The organism is Streptomyces sp. NPDC054872 (genome assembly GCF_053610705.1).
The window spans coordinates 492,073-515,665 of the sequence record NZ_JBSGYY010000001.1 but is presented as its reverse complement, the minus strand read 5'-3'; the positions used below and the strand labels follow the sequence as shown (position 1 = coordinate 515,665).

Sequence of the window (23,593 nt, the reverse complement as noted above, 5' to 3'; positions counted from 1 at the left end):
CGATGCCCGCATCAACCGAGGAGATCGTCGAGGCACTGCGCTCCGCGCTGACGGAGAACCAGCGGCTGCGCACCCTGAACGAGGAACTGGCCGATGAGGTCGGCGCGGCCCGCGAACCGCTCGCCGTCGTCTCCATGGCCTGCCGGTTCCCCGGCGGCATCACCGACCCCGACACCCTGTGGGACCTCGTCGCCGCGGGCGGCGACGGCATCGGGGACCTGCCAAGGGACCGGGGCTGGGACATCGAGGGCCTCTACGACCCCAACCCCGACCGCCCCGGCAAGACGTACGGCCGCGCGGGCGGCTTCGTCGACGACGTGGCGGGCTTCGACGCGGAGTTCTTCGGGATCTCGCCGCGCGAGGCCCTGGCGATGGACCCGCAGCAGCGCATCCTGCTCGAACTCGCGTGGGAAGCCCTGGAGCGCGCGGGCATCGAGGCGGGGACGCTGCGCGGCAGCCGCACCGGCGTCTTCGTCGGCGCATCCGACTCCGGCTACCTGCCCGACCTCACCGACGTGCCGCCCGACGCGGAGGGTTACGCCGTCACCGGCAACACCCTCAGCGTCGTCTCCGGCCGGCTCTCCTACGTCCTGGGCCTCGAAGGCCCGTCGTTCACCGTCGACACCGCCTGCTCGTCGTCCCTGGTCGCCCTGCACCTGGGCGCAAGGGCCCTGGCGCGCGGCGAGTGCACCATGGCGCTGGTGGGCGGCGCCACCGTGATGGCCCAGCCCGCCCAGTTCATCGAGTTCTCCCGGCAGCGGGCGCTGGCCACCGACGGCCGCAGCAAGGCCTTCTCGGCGGCGGCCGACGGGTTCGGTCCCGGCGAGGGCGTCGGCCTGCTCGTCCTGGAGCGGCTCTCCGACGCCCGCCGCCACGGCCACACTGTCCTCGCGGTCCTCCGCGGCTCCGCCGTCAACCAGGACGGCGCGAGCAACGGCCTCACCGCCCCGAACGGGCCGTCCCAGCAGCGCGTGATGAGCCAGGCCCTCGCGGACGCCGGCCTCACCCCGGCCGACGTCGACGTGGTCGAGGCGCACGGCACCGGCACCACACTCGGCGACCCCATCGAGGCGCAGGCCCTCCTGGCCACGTACGGCACGGCACACACCAAGGACCGGCCGCTGTGGCTCGGCTCGATCAAGTCCAACATCGGGCACGCCCAGGCCGCCGCCGGAGTCGCCGGAGTCATCAAGATGGTGATGGCCCTGCGCCACGGAACGCTGCCGCCCACCCTGCACGCCGACGAGCCGACCCCGCACGTCGACTGGGAGCCGGGCACCGTGCGCCTGCTCGACCGGGCCCGCCCCTGGTCCGGCGCCGACGGGGTGCGCCGCGCCGGCGTCTCGTCGTTCGGCATCAGCGGCACCAACGCCCACGTCATCCTCGAAGAGGCACCCGCCGAAGCCCCGGCGGACGACACCACGACCGAGCTGCCGCCGCTGCCCGCAGCGCTGCCGTACGTCGTCTCGGGCGCCGGCGCCGACGGCCTCAGCGGGCAGGGCGAACGCCTAGCCGGGCACGTTGCCGCCCTCCAGGCCGACGGCCTTCCCGGGCTCGGCGCCACCCTCGCCCGGCGCACCCCGCTCTCGCACCGGGCCGTGGTCGTCGCCGCCGACCCCGAAGAGCTGGCCGCCGGTCTCGGCTCGCTCGGCGACGAACGCACCCCACGCCACGTGGTGCGCGGCACCGCACGCGCGCAGGGCGGCCGGGCCGCCAGGGTCGCGTTCGTCTTCCCCGGCCAGGGCACCCACTGGCGGGGCATGGCGCGGGAACTCCTCGACACGGCACCGGTGTTCGCCGAGGCCGTCGAGGAGTGCGACAGCACTGTGCGCGCGCTCACCGGCTGGTCGGTGGTGGAGCTGCTGCGGGGCGACGACGAGAGCTGGCAGGAACGCATCGACCTGTTGCAGCCCGTCCTCTTCGCCGTTCAAGTGGCCCTGGCCCGGCTCTGGGAGGCCCACGGAGTGCGGCCCGCCGCCGTGGTCGGCCACTCCCAGGGAGAGGTCGCCGCGGCCTGTGTGGCCGGAGCGCTGACCGTCGAACAGGGCGCCCGCGTCGTCGTCGTACGCAGCGGCCTTTTCGCCCGGGCGCTGACGGGCAAGGGCGCGGTGGCGACCGTGTCGCTGACCGCCGAGCGGGTCACCGAGCGACTCGCGGGCCTGCCCGGCGACATCGCGATCGCCGGCCGCAACGCCCCCCGTCAGACCATGGTGTCCGGCGACCGCGCCGCCGTGGACGCCCTGGTCGCCGGCTGCGTCGACGACGGGATCCGCGCCCGCGTCATCCCCGTGTCCGTCGCCTCGCACTCCGTGCAGGTCGAGCAGATCCGCGACGAACTGCTCACCGCCCTCGGCGACATCAGGCCGGGCCCGGTCACCGTTCCCTTCTACTCCACGGTCACCGGCGACCTCCTGGACCCGGGCGAGCTCACCGCCGCGTACTGGTACCGCAACGGCCGCGAGCCGGTGGAGTTCGAGGCCGCCGTCCGCAGTCTGCTGCGCGACGGCCACCGTGTCCTCGTCGAGAACAGCGCCCACCCGGTCCTCACCATCGGCATCGAGGAGACCGCCCACGCCCTGGGCGCCGAGGTCACGGCCGTCGGCACCCTGCGCACCGGCAAGGGCGGACTGCGTCAGTTCTTCACCTCGCTCGCCTCGGCCTGGGTGGCGGGAACCCCGGTGGACTGGACGACCCCCTTCCGGGGAGTCGACCCCGCGCCTGCCCCCACCTACGCCTTCCGGCACGACCGCTACTGGCTCGGCACCAGGGCCCGCGCCACGGACGCCGCCGCGCTCGGCGTGACCGCGACCGGCCACCCCCTCGTCGGTGCGGCCGTCGAGCAGGCCGATGAGGGACGTGTGTTGCTCACCGGGCGCCTCTCGCTGAGCACCCATCCGTGGCTCGCCGACCACGCGGCGGCCGGTGTGGTCCTGCTGCCCGGCACCGGCTACATCGAACTCGCCCTGCGGGCAGCCGACGAAGCGGGCTGCGCCTGCGTCGAGGAGCTGACGCTGCAGGCCCCGATGGTGCTGCCCGAGACGGGCGACGTGCGGGTCCAGGTGGCGGTGGAGCCCGCGGACGACGCGGGACGCCGGGCCTTCTCGGTGCACTCCCGGACAGGCGAGGGAGGCTGGCTGCGACACGCGACGGGCGTACTCGGCGACACCACCGAGGCTCCCTCCGCCGATCTCGGCGTATGGCCGCCCGCCGGAGCCGAGCCGCTCGAAGTCGGCGACGTATACGCCGAGTTGACCGCGCGCGGCTACGGCTACGGCGACACCTTCCAGGGCCTGACCGCCCTGTGGAAGCTCGGTGACGACGTCCTCGCCGAGGTGCGCCTCCCCGAGGGCGCCCGCGACGAGGCCCCCGCCTTCGGCGTCCACCCCGCCCTTCTCGACGCCGCCATGCAGGCCGCACTCGTGGGTGGTGCCGCCCCCGACGGGCTGTGGCTGCCGTTCGCCTGGAACGGCGTACGTCTGCATGCCGCGGGCGCCACCGACCTGCGCGTACGCATCTCGCCGAGCGGCGTGGGCACCGTCCGCGTCGATGTCGCCGACCCCACAGGGCGTCCCGTCCTGCACATCGACTCCTCGGTCGCCCGCCCCGTCTCCGCCCAACAGCTGCGCGCCCACCAGAACCCCGCCGCGGACGCCCTGTTCGAGATCGACTGGACGCCCGACACGACGCCCCCGGCCGCCTCCCTCGGAGCCGCGTGGACCGTGCTCGGCACCGACCCGCTCGCCGCCGCGGAGACCCTGACGGCAGGTGGCGCGCGCGTACGCACGCACACGGACCTCGCGGAACTGACGGCAGCCCTCGACGCCGGGGAACCGGCACCGCGGGGCGCCGTGATCACCTGCGCCGCACCCGACGCCGAGGACATCCCCGCGCAGGTCCACCGACTGCTGCTCGACGTTCTCGGCACCCTGCGGGGCTGGCTCGCCGACGACCGTCTCGCGGACACCCGGCTCGTCGTGCTCACACGCGGCGCGATCGCGGTCGCCGCCGACGACGGCGTCACCGACCTGGTGGCCGCCCCGCTCTGGGGCCTGATCCGTTCCGCGCAGGCAGAGCACCCCGGCCGGTTCGTGCTCATCGACGCCGACCCCGACGAGGACCGGGCGCCGAGGCCCGCCCTGGCCCGCGCCATCGATGCCGACGAGCCTCAACTGGCGTGGCGCGGCGGCGAGATACTGCTGCCTCGGCTCGCTCGCGTCGGCAGCGACGGGGGCCTCGTGCCGCCGCCGGGCCGAACGGACTGGCGGGTCGAGGCCGGCGGCCACGGCACCCTCGCCGACCTCGCCCTGATCTCCCGCCCGGAGGCGCACGCGCCGCTGCGGCCGGGCGAGGTACGGCTCGGTGTGCGCGCGGCGGGCATGAACTTCCGTGATGTCGTCGTGGGCCTCGGCATGGTCACCGACCACGAGGGCATCGGCGGCGAGGCAGCGGGCGTCGTCCTGGAAACCGGCCCCGATGTCACGGACCTCACCGTCGGCGACCGCGTCATGGGCGTGATGCCCGGCGCGTTCAGCCCCGTCGTGGTGGTCGACCGCCGCTTCCTCGTCCGTATGCCGGGTGACTGGACCTTCGAACAGGCCGCCTCCGTCCCCGCCGCCTTCCTGACGGCGTACTACGGCCTGGTGGACCTGGCGGGTCTGCGCGAGGGCGAGACGGTCCTGGTGCACGCGGCGACCGGCGGGGTCGGCATGGCCGCCGTGCAGTTGGCACGTCACCTCGGCGCACGCGTCTTGGTGACTGCGGGCCCACAAAAGTGGGACGTGCTCAGGGAGTTGGGTTTCGAGGAGAGCGAGATCGCTTCCAGTCGGTCGTTGGAGTTCGAGGAGAAGTTCCTCGCCGTGACCGATGGGCGCGGGGTCGATGTGGTCCTGGACTCGCTCGCGGGCGAGTTCGTGGACGCGTCCCTGAGGCTCCTGCCTCGCGGCGGCCGCTTCATCGAGATGGGCAAGACCGATGTCCGGGACGCCGAGCAGGTCGCCGCCGACCACCCCGGCGTCACCTACCGCGCCTTCGACGGCCGCGACGCCGGCCCGGACCGCCTGGGCGCCACGCTGGCGGAGATCGTGGGGTTGTTCGAGGCGGGTGTGCTGCGTCCTTTGCCGGTGCGGGTGTGGGATGTGCGGCGGGCTCCTGAGGCGTTGCGGTTTATGAGTCAGGCGCGGCATGTGGGGAAGTTGGTGTTGCGGATGCCGGGTGGCTGGGATCGGGACGGGAGTGTTCTGGTCACGGGTGGTACGGGTGTGCTGGGTGGTCTGGTGGCGCGGCGTCTGGTGGTGGAGCACGGGGTGCGGCACGTGGTCCTGGCCGGCCGGCGTGGTGATCGGGCCGAGGGTGCCAGGGAGCTGGTGGAGGAGCTTTCGGGGCTGGGTGCGCGGGTGAGTGTGGTGGCGTGTGATGTGGCTGATCGTGCGGCGTTGGACGAGTTGCTCGCCGCTGTCCCGGAGGAGTTTCCGCTGCGGGGTGTGGTGCATGCGGCGGGTGTGCTGGACGACGGGCTGATCGGGTCGTTGACGCCGGAGCAGTTCGAGCGGGTCCTGCGTCCGAAGGTGGACGCCGCGGTCAATCTCCATGAGGCCACCCGGCACCTCGACCTCACCGCCTTCGTCCTCTTCTCCGCCGGAGCCGGTGTGATGGGCATGCCGGGCCAGGGCAACTACGCGGCGGCCAACGTGTTCCTTGACGCGCTCGCCGCCCACCGCCGCGCCCAGGGCCTGCCCGCCGTCTCCCTGGCCTGGGGGTTCTGGGAGCAGGTCAGCGGCATGTCCGCCCACATCGGCGGCGAGGGCCGGGCCAGGCTAGGCCGCGACGGAGTCCTGCCCATGCCGACCGACCTGGCCCTCGACATGTTCGACGTCGGATCCGCCGTCGACCGGTCCCTGCTGCTCGCCGCCCGCGTCGACCTGGCGCGACTGCGCGAACTCGCCGACTCGGGCGTCCTTCCTTCGCTGTGGCGCGGCCTCGTACGAGCCTCTGCCCGGCCCGCGGCCGGCACCGCCGCCGACTCCGGCTCACTGGCACGCCGCCTCGCCGACACCCCCGAGACGGAACGGCACCGCCTCCTCGCGGGTCTGGTCCGCGACCACACGGCCGCCGTACTCGGCAGGAACTCCGCCACGGACATCGACGCCGAGCAGCCGTTCAAGGAGCTGGGCCTCGACTCGCTCACCGCGGTCGAACTGCGCAACCGCCTCAACGCGGCCACCGGCCTGCGCCTGCCCGCCACCCTCGTCTTCGACCACCCCACGCCCGCCGCCATCGCCGACCACCTCCTGACCGAACTCGCCCCGGCGGGCGCGACATCGGCCACACCGCGGGTCTACGAGGACCTCGGCCGTCTCGACGCCGCCCTCGCGGAGCTGCCGGCCGACGACGAACTGCGCCACGACATCGCCCTGCGCCTCACCGCCATGCAGCACGCCCTGACGGGCAGCACGGCAGCCAGGGACTCCTCCGACGCCACCACCTCCGACACCGTGCTGACCCGGCTGGAGTCGGCGACGGCCGCCGAGGTCCTCGACTTCATCGACAACGAGCTCGGCCAGAACCAGGACCGGTGACATGACTGACGAACGCAATCTCATCGACTACCTGAAGCGCGTCACCGCCGAACTGCACCAGACCCGGCGCCGCCTCCAGGACGCCGAGACCGCCCACCGGGAGCCGGTGGCGATCGTGGGGATGGCCTGCCGGTACCCGGGCGGGGTCGAATCCCCGGAAGACCTCTGGGAGTTGATGGCCGGGAGCCGGGACGCGATGGAGGAGTTCCCGCGGGACCGGGGCTGGGACGTGGAGGGCCTGTACGACCCCGACCCCGAGCGGGCGGGGACGTCGTACGTGCGCGTCGGCGGCTTCCTGAAGGACGCGGCGGGCTTTGACACCGGTCTGTTCGGGATCTCGCCGCGTGAGGCGCTGGCGATGGATCCGCAGCAGCGGCTGCTGTTGGAGGTCGCGTGGGAGGCGTTCGAGCGGGCGGGCCTCGACCCGTTGGGCATGCGGGGCAGCGACACCGGCGTCTTCGTCGGCGCACCCAACTCGGAGTACATGGGCAGCCTCGGCCACGTCCCGAAGCACCTGGAGGGGTACGCCCTCACCGGCAACGTCGCCAGCGTGGTCTCCGGCCGCGTCGCCTACACCTACGGCCTCGAAGGCCCCGCCGTCAGCCTCGACACGGCCTGTTCCTCCGCCCTCGTCGCCCTGCACATGGCGTGCCAGGGCCTGCGGCAGAACGAGTGCTCCCTCGCCCTGGCCGGCGGCGTCAGCGTCATGGCCACCCCCACCCTCTTCACCGAGTTCTCCCGGCAGCGCGGTCTGGCGTCCGACGGCAGGGTGAAGGCGTTCGCGGCGGCCGCGGACGGCACCAACTGGGGCGAGGGAGCGGGCCTGTTGGTCCTGGAACGCCTCTCGGACGCGCGTCGCAACGGCCACCGCGTCCTGGCCGTCGTACGCGGCTCCGCCGTGAACCAGGACGGCCGCAGCAACGGCCTCGCGGCGCCGAACGGCCCGTCGCAACAGCGCGTGATCCGGGCCGCGTTGGCGAGCGCGGGTCTTTCGCCGGTCGAGGTGGACGCGGTGGAGGCGCACGGTACGGGGACCCGGCTCGGGGATCCGATCGAGGCCCAGGGGCTGCTGGCCACGTACGGGCAGGGGCGCGCGAAGGACCGGCCGCTGTGGCTGGGCTCGGTGAAGACCAACCTGGGCCACACCGCCGCCGCCTCGGGAGCGGCGGGCGTGATGAAGATGGTGCTCGCGCTGCGGCACGAGACGCTGCCGCCGACCCTGCACGTGGACGAACCGACGCCGGAAGTGGACTGGTCCGCGGGAGACGTCCGCCTGCTGACAGAGGCACGGGCCTGGCCGATCGGCGAGCGCACACGCCGGGCGGGTGTGTCCTCCTTCGGGATCAGCGGCACGAACGCGCACGTGATCCTGGAGGAGGCGCCGCAGGAGACCCCGGGGCCGGATGCGTCGGAGCAGTCGGAGCAGCCTGGTTCCGTGCCCGTGGTGGTGCCGTTGTCGGGTGCCGAACCGGGTGCGCTGCGTGGCCTCGCGGGGCTCGTGCGTGACGCGGTGGCCGAACGGAAGCTGTCGGCGCCGATGGTCGCGGAGGGACTCGCGCGGCGTGGAGGCCTGGCGCACCGGGCGGTGGTGGTGGCCGGTGACGACCAGGAGCTGGCGTCGGGGCTGGATGCCGTCGCACGGGGTGATGTGAGCGGTTCGGTCGCGGAGGGCGTGACGGCCGCTCGGGCGCGTACGGCTTTGCTCTTCTCCGGACAGGGCGCCCAGCGTGCGGGTATGGGGCGCGAGTTGTGTGAGTCGTTCCCGGTCTTCGCGCAGGCCTTCGACGAGGTGTGTGGGCGCTTGGACGCACATCTGGGTGTGCAGGGGGTGCGGCTGAGGGACGTGGTGTCCGGTGAGGTCGATGGTTTGGGTCGGACGGTGTTCACGCAGGCGGGGTTGTTCGCCTTTGAGGTGGCGTTGTTCCGGCTGGTCGAGTCCTTCGGGGTACGTCCGGACTATGTGATGGGTCATTCGGTGGGGGAGTTCGCCGCGGCTCATGTGGCGGGCGTGCTGTCGCTGGAGGACGCGTGCCAACTGGTCGCCGCACGAGGCAGGTTGATGGACGGCCTGCCTGCGGGTGGGGCGATGGTGGCGGTCGAGGCGAGCGAGTCCGAGGCTCGGGAGTGGCTCACCGCTGGTGCTGGTGCCGGGGTGGAGGTGGCTGCGGTGAACGGGCCGCAGTCGGTGGTGCTGTCCGGTGCCGAGGATGCGGTGGAGCGGGCGGGGGAGTGGTGGCGCGGACAGGGGCGGCGGGTGCGTCGCCTCGACGTATCCCACGCCTTCCACTCCTCGCTGATCGAGCCGGTGTTGGAGGAATTCGGCCGTGTGGCGGCGGGCGTGGAGTTGTCCGCCCCGCGTATTCCGCTGGTGAGCAATCTGACCGGGCGCCCGGTGCCGGCCGAGGAGATCACCTCCCCGGGCTACTGGGTGCGGCATGTCCGTGAGGCGGTGCGCTTCGCCGACGGGGTGCGCTACCTGGTGGAGGACGGGGCCACGGTCCTGCTCGAAGTCGGCCCCAGCGCCGTCCTGTCCGGACCCGCGACCGAATGCGTGGCCGAGTGGGGCGCCGGAGACCGCGAGGCCGCGGTCGTGCCGTTGCTGCGGGCGGACCAGCCGGAACCCCGAACGTTCCTGACCGGCCTGGGGCAGGCATGGACCCACGGCACACGGGTGCAGTGGCCCACCCGCCCCCGCCCGGTCGACCTGCCCACCTACCCCTTCCAGCACCAGCCCTTCTGGCTCCATCACGCCCCGGCCTCATCCCCGGGCCACCCCCTGCTCGGCGAGACCGTGGAGCTGGCCCACGGGGGCGGAACGGTCCTCGGCGGCCGTATGTCCCTGCGGGCCCAGCCCTGGCTCGGCGGCCACGCGCCCGCGGGGCAGTCCCTGGTGTCGGGATCGGTGTACGTCGAGCTCGCGGTGCGTGCCGGTGACGCCGTGGGGTGCGCCTGCGTCGAGGAGCTCACCCTGGAGACGCCGCTGGTGCTGCCCGAGGCGGACGAGGTCCAACTTCAGGTGGTCGTCGAGGCCGCCGACCCGCAAGGGCGCCGGGCGTTCGCCGTGCACTCCCGGGTGGGCGACAGCGGCTGGCTGCGGCACGCGGGCGGCATCCTGGGCGAAGCCGCGCCCGTGGACACCGCCGGGGAACTCACCGCCTGGCCGCCGCCAGGAGCCGAGCCCGTCCCCGGCACCGAAGCGGACGCGCGGGCCTGGCGGCGCGGCGCCGAGACCTTCGCGGAAGTCCGGCTCCCCGACGAGCTGCGCGCCGAAGCCGAGCGCTTCGGGCTGCACCCCGCGCTGCTCGACCGCGTCCTGCGCACCCTCGACCTCGGCATGCCGGCCGACGGCGACGAGGGCACCCGGATGCCGTTCGTCTGGCAGGGCGTGACCCTGCTGGCGACCGGGGCGGCCGACGTCCGCGTACGCATCACCCGTACCGCCGATGACACCGTGTCCCTCCTCCTGACGGACCCGAGCGGCCGTACGGTCCTCTCCGTACCCGTCTTGGTGGCGCGCCGCGTCACGCCCGATCAGCTGGGCGTCGACCCGGCCCGTGGTCACCTCGCCGACGCGCTGTTCCACGTGACCTGGACGCCGCTGACCGGCGACGTCCCCGACCCTGAACGCGAAGACGAGCCGGGAGACGGGCCGAACCGTAGGACGGACAGCGAGCCGGGCTACGTCGATTTCGCGGACCTCCCCCAACTCCGCGCGGCCGGCGCTCCATTACCACCCGCAGTGGTCCTGCGCTGTGGGACCGCCTCCGCCGACGACGACCCGCACACCCCCGCGCGAGCCGTGCTCCAGGCCTTGCAGACCTGGCTCACCCAGGAGCCACCGGCACCGGAATCGCACGCCGAGTCGGAGTCTGAGCCGGCGGACGAGCCGGGGCCGCGCCTCGTCGTCGTCACACGCGGTGCCGTCGCGGCCGCGGCCGACGGCGGTGCGGGCGACGTGCCGGTCCTCGCCGCGGCGGCGGTCCCCGGCCTCGTACGCGGCATCCAGGCCGAGCACCCGGGCCGCGTCGTGCTGCTCGACGCGGACCCCGACGCCGCAAGCGAGGACGAAGGAGCCGACCGGTCCGACTGGTCCGCGCACCTGGCCGCGGCCCTCGCGGCGGACGAGCCCGAACTGGCCCTGCGCGACGGCACCTTGCTCGTCCCGCGCCTCGCCAGGACCCAGCAGCCCGACACCGTGCCGCCGCCCTTCACGCCGGACCCCGAGAGCACCGTCCTGATCACCGGGGGCACCGGGGCACTCGGAGCGGCCGTGGCCCGGGACCTGGTGAGCGGCCATGGCGTACGACGGCTCGTGCTGGTCTCGCGCCAGGGCGCCGACGCTCCCGGTGCCGCCGCGCTCGACGCGGAACTCACCGCGCTCGGTGCCGAAGTGACCGTCGCCGCCTGCGACGTCGCCGACCGCGATGCGCTCGCCCGGCTCCTCGCGGAACACCCGCCGACCGCCGTGATCCACACCGCCGGGCTCCTCGACGACGCACTGCTCGCGGGGCTCACCCCCGAGCGCCTCACGGAGGTGCTGCGCCCCAAGGCCGACGGCGCACGGCACCTCCACGAACTCACCGCCGGTCTCGGCCTGTCGGCCTTCGTGCTCTTCTCCGCGTCGGCAGGGCTGCTCGCGGGCCCGGGCCAAGCCGCGTTCGCCGCCGCCAACACCTTCCTGGACGCCCTCGCCGCCCACCGCCGCGCCCGCGGACTGCCGGCGACCTCGGTGGCCTGGGGGCAGTGGGAGCAGGCGGGTGGCATCACCGCCCGGCTCGACGCCCCCGGCCGGGCCCGGCTGGCCCGCACCGGCCTGCGCCCCATGAGCACGCCCCAGGCCCTCGCCCTCCTCGGCGCCGCCCGCGCCGGCGCGCACCCGGCGCCGCTCGCCGCCCGCATCGACCTCGCCCGACTGCGCGAGGAGGCCGGGCACGGCACCGTGTCACCCCTGTGGCGCGGCCTGATCCACGCCGCCCGGCGGCGTGCGGACCGCACGGACCCGGGAAGCGGGAGCGGTGAGGGCGCAACGCAGGCGAGCCGCATCGCCGGGCTCGCCGGGGACGAGCGCAAGCGCGTCCTCCTGGAGCTGATACGTGCCCATGTCGGTGCCGTACTCGGACACGCCGACCCCACGGCCGTCGGCCCCGCGCAGGCCTTCAAGGACCTCGGCTTCGACTCCCTGATGTCCGTGGAGCTGCGCAACCGCGTCATCGCGTCGACCGGCCTGCGCCTCCCGGCGACCCTCGTCTTCGACCACCCGAGCCCGGCCGCGCTCGCCCGCTACGTGGACGAGCAGCTCCCCGGCGGGCAGCGCACGCCGGTCGCCGCCGCACTGGCCCCCGCGCGCGAGGCGGGGCCCGACGACGACCCGATCGTCATCGTCGGCATGGCCTGCCGGTTCCCCGGCGGCTCGGACTCACCGGAAGCGTTCTGGGAGCGCATCGCCGAGGGCGCCGATCTCGTCACGCCCATGCCGCAGGACCGTGGCTGGGACCTCGACCGTCTGTACGACCCTGACCCGGAGCGGCCCGGCACCTTCTACACGAAGGGCGCGGGGTTCCTCGACGACGTGGCGGGCTTCGACGCGGAGTTCTTCGGGATCTCGCCGCGCGAGGCCCTGGCGATGGACCCGCAGCAGCGCATCCTGCTCGAAGTCTCCTGGGAGGCACTGGAGCGGGCGGGGCTCGACCCGGCGGCGCTCCAGGCGACCCGCACCGGCGTGTTCGTCGGCGCGGGCGGCTCCGAGTACCTCTCCCGTCTGACCCAGGTGCCGCAGGACCTGGAGGGCTACACCATCACGGGCAACGCCCTGAGCGTCGCATCCGGCCGCATCTCCTACGTCCTGGGCCTCGAGGGGCCCGCGGTCACCGTGGACACGGCGTGCTCGTCCTCGCTCGTCTCCCTGCACCTGGCCTGCCAGGCGGTGCGCCGGGGCGAGTGCGACCTCGCGCTGGCCGGCGGCACCAATGTGCTGTCCGGGCCCGGCGCCTTCGTCGAGTTCTCCCGGCAGGGCGCCCTCTCCGCGGACGGCCGTGCCCGCTCCTTCAGCTCCGCCGCCGACGGCACGAGTTGGGCGGAGGGCGTGGGGATGCTCCTCGTCGAGCGTCTCTCACGGGCCCGCAGCCAGGGGCATACGGTGCTCGCGGTGATCCGCGGGTCGGCCGTCAACCAGGACGGCGCGAGCAACGGTCTGACGGCCCCCAACGGGCCCTCCCAGCAGCGGGTCATCGGGCAGGCCCTCGCCGACGCGGGCCTGACGGCCGCCGACGTCGACGCCGTCGAGGCGCACGGCACCGGAACCAAGCTCGGCGACCCCATCGAGGCGCAGGCCCTGCTCGCCACTTACGGGCAGGCCCGCACGGACGACGCCCCGCTGTGGCTCGGCTCCGTGAAGTCGAACATGGGGCACGCCGCCGCCGCGGCGGGTGTCGCCGGGGTCATCAAGATGGTGATGGCGCTGCGCCACGAGACGCTGCCGCCTTCCCTGTACGCGGACGACCCGACCCCGCACGTCGACTGGGAGTCGGGCGCGGTCAGCCTGCTCACCGAGTCCCGTGCCTGGCCGGGCGGTGACCGCCCGCGGAACGCTGCCGTCTCCTCCTTCGGCATGAGCGGCACCAACGCGCACCTGATCCTGGGCGATGCGCCCGCCGCCCCCGAGCGGACCACCGCCCGGGGATCGGCCGCCGCCGAGCGGGCCGTGTCCCCCGTCGAGGCCCCTCTCGGCTTCGCCGCCGTCCCGGTCTCCGGCCGGGGCGTCGCCGGGCTGCGCGGCCAGGCCGCCCGCCTGGGCGCGTTCCTCACCGAGTCCGGGACGGCGCCCACGGTGGAATCCGTCGGCGCCGCCCTCGCGCACCGCACCGCACACGCGCACCGGGCCGTGGTCATCGCGGCCGACCAGGACGAACTGGCCACCGGCCTGAGCGCCATCGCCGACGGCGACACCACCGCGGAGAACGTCGTGGACGGCGTCGCACGCGGCGAGGTCAGCCCCGTGTTCGTGTTTCCGGGGCAGGGGTCGCAGTGGCGGGGTATGGCGCGGGAGTTGTTGGAGAGTTCGCCGGTGTTCGCGGAGTCGGTGGCTGCGTGTGCCGAGGTGATCGAGCCGTTGACGGGTTGGTCGGTGGTGGAGGTTCTCGGGCGTGAGGAGGAGGGCTGGCTGGAGCGGATCGATGTGTTGCAGCCGGTGATGTTCGCGGTGCAGGTGTCGTTGGCCCGGTTGTGGCAGGCGTGTGGTGTGCGTCCGGCGGCGGTGATCGGTCACTCGCAGGGGGAGGTCGCCGCGGCGTGTGTGTCCAGGGCGCTGTCCCTCGAAGACGCCGCCCGCGTGATCGTGCTGCGCAGCAGGCTGCTCGCGGAGGTTCTCACCGGCAAGGGCGCCATGGCCTCCGTGGGCCTTCCGGCCGATCAAGTGCGGGAGCGAATAGCCCAGTTGGGGTGCACCGAGGACGACGCGGTTGTGGTGGCCGGGTTCAACGGCCCCTCGTCCACCGTCATCTCCGGCGAGCCCGGCCCGGTCGAGGACCTGGTGGCCGCCTGTGTCGCCGACGGACTCCAGGCCCGCGTGGTGCCGGTGACCTTCGCCTCGCACTCGCCGCAGGTCGAACAGGTCCGGGACGCGCTCCTCGCCGAACTGGCGGACATCAAGGGCGAGACGTCGCACGTGCCGTTCTGCTCCACCGTCTCCGGCGAGCTCCTCGACACCAGCGAACTGAACGCCGCGTACTGGTACCGCAATGTGCGCGAGGCCGTCGACTTCGAGGGCGGCGTACGGAGCCTGCTGGCCGCGGGACACGAGGTGTTCATCGAGGTCAGCACACACCCCGTCGTCCTTCCCGGCATCGAGCAGACCGTCGACGCGGCGGGTGCGTCGGCCGTGGCCCTCGGCACTCTGCGCCGCAACGAGGGCGGCCTGCGCCGCTTCTGCACCGCGCTGGCCCAGGCCTGGGCGCAGGGCGTGCCCGTCGACTGGAGCACCCTGTACCCGGCAGACACGCCGCGGGTCGAGCTGCCCACGTACGCCTTCCAGCGTGACCGCTACTGGGTGGATCCCGACCCGCAGGACGGCGACGTCTCTGCGGCGGGGCTGACGTCCCCAGGCCACCCGCTGGTCGGCGCGACCGTCGAACAGGCCGAAGACGACCGGGTGTTGCTCACCGGGCGGCTCTCGTTGAGCACCCATCCGTGGCTCGCCGACCACGCGGCGGCCGGTGTGGTGCTGCTGCCCGGCACCGCGTACGTCGAGCTCGCCATCCGCGCCGGCGACGAGGTCGGCTGCGGCCACATCGAGGAACTCACACTCGAGGCGCCGCTCGTCCTGCCCGAGCGCGGCGGCGTCCGCCTCCAGGTCGCCGTCAGCGCCGCCGACGAGACGGGCCGCAGGGAGGTCGGCGTGCACTCCCGGCCCGAGGACGGCGGCATCTGGACGCGGCACGCCAGTGGCCTCCTCGCGGCCAACCGCACCGCCGACGCCGCGGCCTTCGAGAGCCTCGGAGTGTGGCCCCCGGTAGGCGCCGAGCCGCTCGAAGCGGAGGGCATGTACGCGGAACTGGCGGACCGCGGGCACGGGTACGGTGACGCCTTCCAGGGCCTGACCGCAGCCTGGCGCGCCGACGACACCCTCTTCGCCGAGGTCACCCTGCCCGACGTGGTGCGGGACGGAGCCGCCCGCTTCGGACTGCACCCGGCGCTCCTGGACGCGGCCCTGCACACCCTGGGCCTCGGCGGTCTGCTGCCGAAGGAGGGCACCTGGCTGCCCTTCGCCTGGAGCGGCGTCTCCCTGCACGCGTCCGGCGCCGCAGCGCTGCGGGTACGGATCACCAAGGCCGCCGAGGGCTCCGTGAGCCTGCACGCCGTCGACGCCGCCGGTGAGCCCGTGCTCTCCGCCGCCTCGATGATGGCCCGTCCCGTCTCGGCCGGGCACCTGCGCGGCTCCGGCGACGGCGCCAACGACTCGCTGTTCGAACTTGACTGGGCCCCGACGGAGGCCCCCGAGGCACCGGCTTCCGGTACCTGGGCGCTCATCGGCCCCGACCCACTGCGGATCGCCGCCGCCACCCCGGGCACCGTGCCCACCCGCCACCACGGCTCGGTGGCCGAACTCCTGGAGGCGATCGACGCCGGAAACCCGATACCGGACACGGCCGTACTCACCGTCACAGGCACGGTCTCCGATACCGGCGACGGCCTCGCGGACGGCGTGCGTGGCGTTCTCGATCAGCTTCTGGTGGCCGTGCGTGCCTGGCTCGATGACGAGCGGCTTGAGGGCTGCCGGCTGGTCGTGGTCACCCGGGGCGCGGTCGCCGTCGGCGCCGACAGCGACGTGCCCGACCTTGCGGCGGCCCCCGTCTGGGGCTTGATCCGTTCCGCGCAGGCCGAGCACCCCGGCCGGTTCACGCTCCTGGACATCGACGGTGACAGCGCCGCGTGGGGCCCCGCCCTGCCCGCCGCCATCGCCACGTCCGAGGCCCAACTCGCCCTGCGCGACGACCGGATACTCGTCCCGCGCCTCGCGCGCGTCGGCGCCGACGGAGCCCTCGTGCCGCCGCCCGGAGCCGCCTGGCGTCTGGAGACCACTGGAGCGACCGGCACGTTCGACGACCTGGCGCTGCAGCCCGCCCCGGACGCCGAGGCACCACTGGAGCCCGGCACCGTACGCATTGCCGTACGCGCCGCGGGCATGAACTTCCGTGACGTCGTCGTGGGCCTCGGCATGGTCCCCGACCAGAAGGGCCTCGGCTCCGAAGGCGCGGGCGTCGTCCTGGAAACGGGCCCCGGAGTGACGGGCCTCGCCGTCGGTGACCGCGTCATGGGCGTCATGCCCAACGGCTTCGGCCCCGTCGTGGTGGTAGACCGCCACTACGTCGTCCGGATCCCCGACGGCTGGACCTTCGAGCAGGCCGCCTCCGTGCCGACCGTCTTCCTCACCGCGTACTACGGGTTGGCGGATCTGGCGGGTCTGCGGGAGGGCGAGACGGTCCTGGTGCACGCGGCGACCGGCGGGGTCGGCATGGCCGCCGTACAACTGGCACACCACTGGGGAGCCAAGGCCCTCGTGACCGCGAGTCCCAAGAAGTGGGACGTACTGCGGGAGTTGGGCTTCGCGGACGGCGAGATCGCTTCCAGTCGGTCGTTGGAGTTCGAGGAGAAGTTCCTCGCCGCGACCGATGGGCGCGGGGTCGATGTGGTCCTGGACTCGCTCGCGGGCGAGTTCGTGGACGCGTCCCTGAGGCTGCTGCCTCGCGGCGGCCGCTTCGTCGAGATGGGCAAGACCGACCTCCGCGACCCCGACACCGTCGCCACCGCACACCCCGGAGTCGCCTACCGCGTCTGCGACTTGATCACGGCGGGCCCCGAGCGCATCGGCCAGATGCTGGCGGAGATCGTGGGGTTGTTCGAGGCGGGTGTGCTGCGTCCTTTGCCGGTGCGGGTGTGGGATGTGCGGCGGGCTCCTGAGGCGTTGCGGTTTATGAGTCAGGCGCGGCATGTGGGCAAGTTGGTGTTGCGGATGCCGGGTGGCTGGGATCGGGACGGGAGTGTTCTGGTCACGGGTGGCACGGGTGTGCTGGGTGGTCTGGTGGCGCGGCGTCTGGTGGTGGAGCACGGGGTGCGGCATGTGGTCCTGGCCGGTCGGCGTGGTGATCGGGCCGAGGGTGCCAGGGAGCTGGTGGAGGAGCTCTCGGGGCTGGGTGCGCGGGTGAGTGTGGTGGCGTGTGATGTGGCTGATCGTGCGGCGTTGGACGAGTTGCTCGCCGCTGTTCCGGAGGAGTTTCCGCTGCGGGGTGTGGTGCATGCGGCGGGTGTGCTGGACGACGGGTTGATCGGGTCGTTGACGCCGGAGCAGTTCGAGCGGGTGCTGCGTCCCAAGGTGGACGCCGCGGTCAATCTCCATGAGGCCACCCGGCACCTCGACCTCACCGCCTTCGTCCTGTACTCGTCGGCCTCCGGCACCATGGGCGCCCCCGGCCAGGCCAACTACGCGGCATCCAACGTGTTCCTGGACGCCCTGGCCGCCCACCGCCGCGCCCAGGGTCTGCCCGCGCTCTCCCTGGCCTGGGGCATCTGGGCCCAGGCCACGGGCATGAGCGGGCACCTGGACGAGGCCGACCTGGCCCGCATCGCCCGCACCGGCGCCCTGCCGATCTCCGGCGACCAGGGCATGGCCGTCTTCGACGCGGGCGGCCGCGTCGACCAGGCCGCCCTGCTCGCGTCCCCCGTGGACATGGGACGGCTGCGCGGACTCGCCGACTCCGGTGTGCTGCCGCCGATCTGGCGCGGCCTGGTCCGCGCCTCCTCACGGCGCAGCGCGGGCACCGGCACCGGAAGCTCCGACTCCCTGCTGCGACGGCTGACCGCCACCCCCGAGTCGGAACGGCACCACTTCCTCCTGGACGTGGTCCGTACCCACCTGGGCACCGTCCTGTCCCACCCTTCACCGCAGACCATCGACCCCGAAGGCGGCCTGATGGACCTGGGCCTCGACTCGCTCACCGCGGTCGAACTGCGCAACCGCCTGAACGCGGCCACCGGCCTGCGCCTGCCCGCCACCCTCGTCTTCGACCACCCCACCCCCAACGCGCTGACCCGGCGCATCCACACCGAGCTCACCGGGGACGACGGCCCGCGGACCCCGGCCCCCGGTGGCACGGCACCGGAACGCGACGACGACATCCGCCGCGCGCTCACGGCCATCCCCCTGGACCGGCTGCGGGACGCCGGTCTGCTCGACGCGCTGCTGCGCCTGTCGGACCAGAAGACCGACTCCGCCGCGGCCGCAGCACCCTCCGCCGGCTCGTACGAGGACGAAGTGGCGACCAACGGCGTGATCGACGAGGTCGACGTCGACGAACTGATCAAGATGGCTACGGCCGATGAGGAGAGCCACTGATGGCCGCAACGACCGAAGAACTCGTCGCAGCGCTGCGTACGTCGCTCAAGGAGTCCGAACGCCTCCGCCGCCAGAACCGCCGCCTCACCGAGGCCCCTCGTGAGCCGGTGGCGATCGTGGGGATGGCCTGCCGGTATCCGGGAGGAGTCGAATCCCCGGAAGAGCTCTGGGAGTTGATGGCCGGGGGCCGAGACGCGATGGAGGAGTTCCCGGAGGACCGGGGGTGGGATGTGGAGGGGCTCTACGATCCTGATCCGGGGCGGGCGGGGACGTCGTACGTGCGGGTGGGTGGCTTTCTGGGGGACGTGGCGGGTTTTGACGCCGGTCTGTTCGGGATCTCGCCGCGTGAGGCGCTGGCGATGGATCCGCAGCAGCGGCTGCTGTTGGAGGTGGCGTGGGAGGCGTTCGAGCGGTCGGGTCTTGATCCGCTCGGGCTGCGGGGCAGCGACACCGGCGTCTTCGTGGGCGCCTCGCCCTCCGAATATCTCCAGGGTCTTGCCTCCGTCCCCGAGGAAGCGGAGGGGTACGCCCTCACCGGCAACCTGCCCAGCGTCATCACCGGCCGCGTCGCCTACACGTACGGCCTCGAAGGCCCCGCCGTCAGCCTCGACACGGCCTGCTCGTCCTCGCTGGTCGCCCTCCACACGGCCTGCCACTCCCTGCGCCGAGGCGAGTGCTCCCTCGCCCTGGCGGGCGGAGTCTCGGTGATGGCGCAACCGGTGGCCTTCGTGGAGTTCTCCCGGCAGCGTGCTCTGGCGGCGGACGGCAGGGTGAAGGCGTTCGCGGCGGCGGCCGACGGCACCAACTGGGGCGAGGGCGCGGGGTTGTTGGTGCTTGAGCGCCTCTCCGACGCCCGCCGCAACGGCCACCGTGTCCTGGCTGTCGTACGCGGCTCCGCCGTGAACCAGGACGGCGCGAGCAGTTCACTGACCTCACCGAACGGCCCGTCTCAACAGCGCGTGATCCGGGCCGCGTTGGCCAACGCGGGCCTCTCGTCCGCCGATGTGGACGCGGTGGAGGCGCACGGTACGGGGACCCGGCTCGGGGATCCGATCGAGGCGCAGGGGCTGTTGGCCACGTACGGGCAGGGCCGTGCGGAGGACCGGCCACTGTGGCTGGGCTCGGTGAAGACCAACCTGGGGCACACGGCCGCCGCCTCGGGCGTGGCGGGTGTGATGAAGATGGTGCTCGCGCTGCGGCACGAGACGCTGCCGGCGACCCTGCACGTGGACGAGCCCACGCCGTACGTGGACTGGTCCGAAGGCGGGGTGGAATTGCTGCGCGAGGCCAAGCTGTGGCCGACGGGGGAGCGGGCGCGCCGGGCGGGTGTGTCGTCGTTCGGGGTCAGCGGCACGAACGCGCATGTGATCGTCGAGGAGGCGCCGCGGGGGCCGGCTGAGCTGGACAAGCCGGATGAGTCGGAGCCGCCCGGGTCCGTGCCGGTGGCGGTGCCGATGTCGGCAGCCGAACCGGGGGCCCTCCGAGGGCTGGCGGCACAGGTCCGCGACGCGGTGGCGGAACAAGGGCTGAGCCCGCGGGAAGCGGGCAGGGGTCTCGCGCGGCGTGCGGTTCTGGCGCATCGGGCGGTGGTGGTGGCCGGTGACGACCAGGAGCTGGCGACGGGCCTCGCCGCGTTGGCCGACGGTGACACGAGCGGCGCGGTCGTGGACGGAGTGGCACAGGGCGCGGCACGTACGGCCATGCTCTTTTCCGGACAGGGTGCTCAACGACCTGGCATGGGGCGAGAGTTGTATGACGCCTTCCCTGTCTTCGCGTCGGCTTTCGACGAGGCGTGCGGGCACCTGGACGCGCATCTGGGTGTGGAGGGGGTGCGGCTGCGGGATGTGGTGTTCGGCGAGGTCGACGGTTTGGGGCGGACGGTCTTCACGCAGGTGGGGTTGTTCGCCTTTGAGGTGGGTTTGTTCCGGTTGGTGGAGTCGTTCGGGGTGTGCCCGGATTATGTGATGGGGCATTCCGTGGGCGAGTTCGCGGCGGCTCATGTGGCGGGTGTGTTGTCGCTGGAGGATGCGTGCCGTCTGGTGGCCGCGCGTGGGCGGTTGATGGACGGGTTGCCCGCGCGTGGCGGGATGATGGCGATCGAGGCGAGTGAGGCGGAGGTACGGGATTGGCTGGCCGCCGGTGCCGGTGCCGGTGCCGGTGCCGGTGCCGGTGCTGGTGCCAGTGGCGAGGTGGCCGCGGTGAACGGGCCGCGGTCGGTGGTGCTGTCCGGTGCCGAGGATGCGTTGGAGCGGGCCGGGGAGTGGTGGCGTGGGCAGGGTCGGCGGGTGCGTCGCCTCGAGATATCGAACTCCTTCCATTCAGTTCTCGTCGAGCCGGTGTTGGAGGAGTTCGGCCGGGTGGTGGCGGGTGTGGAGTTGTCGGCGCCGCGTATCCCGTTGCTGAGCAATGTGACCGGGCGTCCGGTCACCGCCGAGGAGATCACTTCCCCCGGGTACTGGGTGCGGCATGTCCGTGAGGCGGTGCGTTTCGCCGATGGGGTGCGCTGGCTGGTCGAGGGTGGGGCGAACGTTCTGCTGGAAGTCGGTCCCAGCGCTGTCCTGTCCGGACCGGCTGCCGAATGCGTGGCGGAATGGGGCGCCGGTGACCCGAAGACCGTGGTCGTGCCGTTGTTGCGGGCGGACAAGCCGGAACCCCGCACGTTCCTGACCGGCCTGGCGCAGGCCTGGACCCACGGCACATCCGTGCGGTGGCCCACGAGCCCCCGACCCGTCGACCTGCCCACCTATCCCTTCCAGCACCAGCAGTACTGGCTCGACACCCGTACCGCAACGGCCGGCGTCGGCACTGGCACCGGTGCCGGTGCCGTGACCGACGAAGTGAGCCTCGCCGACGCGGAGTTCTGGGCGGACGTGGAGCAGGGCAACGCCGACGTCCTGGCCAAGACCCTCGACCTCGACACCGACACCCTCACCCCCGTCCTTCCCGCCCTGTCCTCCTGGTGGCGCGGCCGTCGCGAGGACGTCACCGTCGACGCGTCCCAGTACCGGGTCCGCTGGAAGACCGTGCCGCGGAAGCGCGGCGGCGACGGAGCCCCCGCCGACGTCTCCGGCACCTGGCTCGTCATCGTCTCCGAGGCGAGCCTCGACCACCCGTGGGCCGAAGGCTGCCGCCAGGCCCTTGCCGACCGAGGCGGAGACCCGAAAACTGTCGTCGTCCCCACGGGAAGCGCGGGGAGCGCGGGGACCACGGCGACCACGGGGAAGGCGGACCGTGACGAGCTCGCCGCACTCATCCGCGAGGCGCTCGACGGCGGCGCCACCCGCCCCGTCGGCATCGTCTCCCTCCTCGGCCTGGACGAGACCCCCCACCCCCGGTATCCGGCGCTGACAGCCGGCCTCGCGGGCACCCTCGCGCTCATCCAGGCCCTGGACGACGCCGGTACCGACGCCCGGCTGTGGCTGCTCACCTGCGGCGCCGTCACGACCGGAGCGCACGACGCGCCGCCACGTCCCGTCCAGGCGCAGGTCTTCGGCCTCGGCCAGGCACTGGCCGTGGAGGACCCGCGGCGCTGGGGAGGTGAGGCTGATCTGCCGCCGGAGGTGAGCTCCACCGCGCGGGAACGCCTGTGCCGTGTTCTGGCCGGCATCGAGGGCGAGGACCAACTGGCCGTCCGCCCCCGGGGGATCCTCGCCCGACGCCTCGTACGGCCCGCGCCCGCCGAAGAGACGCCCGCGGCCCCGGCCTGGCAGCCCAGTGGCTCCGGCACCGTCCTGGTCACCGGTGGCACCGGAGCGCTCGGCGCCCACGTCGCGCGTTGGCTGGCCGGTGCGGGCGCCGGTCATCTGCTGCTCATCAGCCGCCGTGGCCCCGAAGCCCCCGGCGCCGCCGAGCTGACGGCCGAACTGAACGCACTCGGCGCCGAAGTGACCGTCGCCGCCTGCGATGCCGCCGACCGCGGCGCGCTCGCGGCCCTCCTTGACACCCTCCCCGCGGAGCGGCCGCTCACCGCGGTCTTCCACACGGCCGGCGTCGTGGACGACAGCTTCCTTCCCACCCTCACCCCCGAGCAGCTGGAGACCGTCGTACGGGCGAAGGCCACCTCCGCCGACCACCTCCACGACCTCACCCGGGACCGGGACCTCACGGCCTTCGTGCTCTTCTCGTCCTGCGCGAACCTGCTGCCCAACTTCGGCATGGGCAACTACGTCGCCGCCAACGCCCACCTCGACGCCCTCGCCGCCGCACGCCGGGCCGAAGGACTGCCCGCCACCTCGATCGCCTGGGGCGCGTGGGCCGGGAAAGGCATGGCCGAGGGCGTGCCGACCAACTGGCTGCGGCAGGGCGGGGTCCGCCTGATGGAGCCCGGCATCGCTCTCGCGGGGCTGCGCAGGGCCCTGGATCAGGACGAACCGCTCGCCATGGTCGCCGACATCGACTGGCGCCGCTACTCCGGCACGGCACAACCGCGCCGCCCCCTCCTGGCCGCGCTGCCGGAGGTGAGCGCGGCCCACCCCGCGGTCCGGCCCGACGGCGACGGCACAGACGCCGGCACCCTGAAGGACCGGCTCGCCGCGCTGGCGCCCGCCGAACGGGCCACGGCGCTCCTGGACTTCGTACGCGCCCAGGCGGCAGCCGTGCTCCAGCACCCGGGCGCCGACGCCATCGACCCGCGGCGCCCCTTCCGCGACCTGGGCTTCGACTCACTGGCCGGCGTCCAGCTGCGCAACCGCCTGAACAGCACCGCGGGGCTCCACCTGCCCACATCGGCGATCTACGACCACCCGACCGCGCACGCCCTGGCCCGGCACATCGACGCCGAACTCGGCGGTGCCACGGCCGGCCCCACCGTCCTGGCCCGGATCGGTGAGCTGGAACGCGCGGTCGCCGGACTCGGCGAGGGCGACGACCGTCAGGTGATCGCGGGAAGCCTGGAGGCACTGGCGCGTGTGGTGCGCGGGGAGCGGGTCGTGCTCCCCGGTGCGCGGACCGCCGAGGGGCCCGCCGCCGACGAACTCGCCACCGACGACGAGCTCTTCGACCTCATCGACCGGGAGTTCGGCGCTTCGTGAGGCGCGGCGCGGGCCGCGGTCGAGCGGCCTGCCTCCTGACAACGGGCTGTGACCGACCCTCAGGGGTCGGTCACAGCCCGTTGTGCCGCCGGAGCGGAACG

General features: G+C 73.5%; 3 protein-coding genes. All 3 read left to right on the top strand.

Annotated features, from left to right (window positions below):
• The first annotated feature begins 2 nt into the window (after positions 1-2).
• From ACWGIH_RS02065 to ACWGIH_RS02055, 3 genes are read left to right on the top strand one after another with little or no spacing between them, the layout of a single operon-like run.
• A complete protein-coding gene (locus tag ACWGIH_RS02065) occupies positions 3-6,575 on the top strand; it encodes an SDR family NAD(P)-dependent oxidoreductase (RefSeq protein WP_453691580.1) in 6,573 nt (2,190 codons plus the stop codon).
• Between the two features lies 1 nt (position 6,576).
• Complete coding sequence (locus ACWGIH_RS02060; protein WP_453450690.1) at positions 6,577-18,462, top strand: SDR family NAD(P)-dependent oxidoreductase; 11,886 nt, start codon at positions 6,577-6,579, stop codon at positions 18,460-18,462.
• A complete protein-coding gene (locus ACWGIH_RS02055; RefSeq protein WP_453691582.1) occupies positions 18,459-23,492 on the top strand; it encodes a type I polyketide synthase in 5,034 nt (1,677 codons plus the stop codon). Before ACWGIH_RS02060 ends, ACWGIH_RS02055 begins: the two co-directional genes overlap by 4 nt.
• The last annotated feature ends 101 nt before the right edge of the window (positions 23,493-23,593 follow it).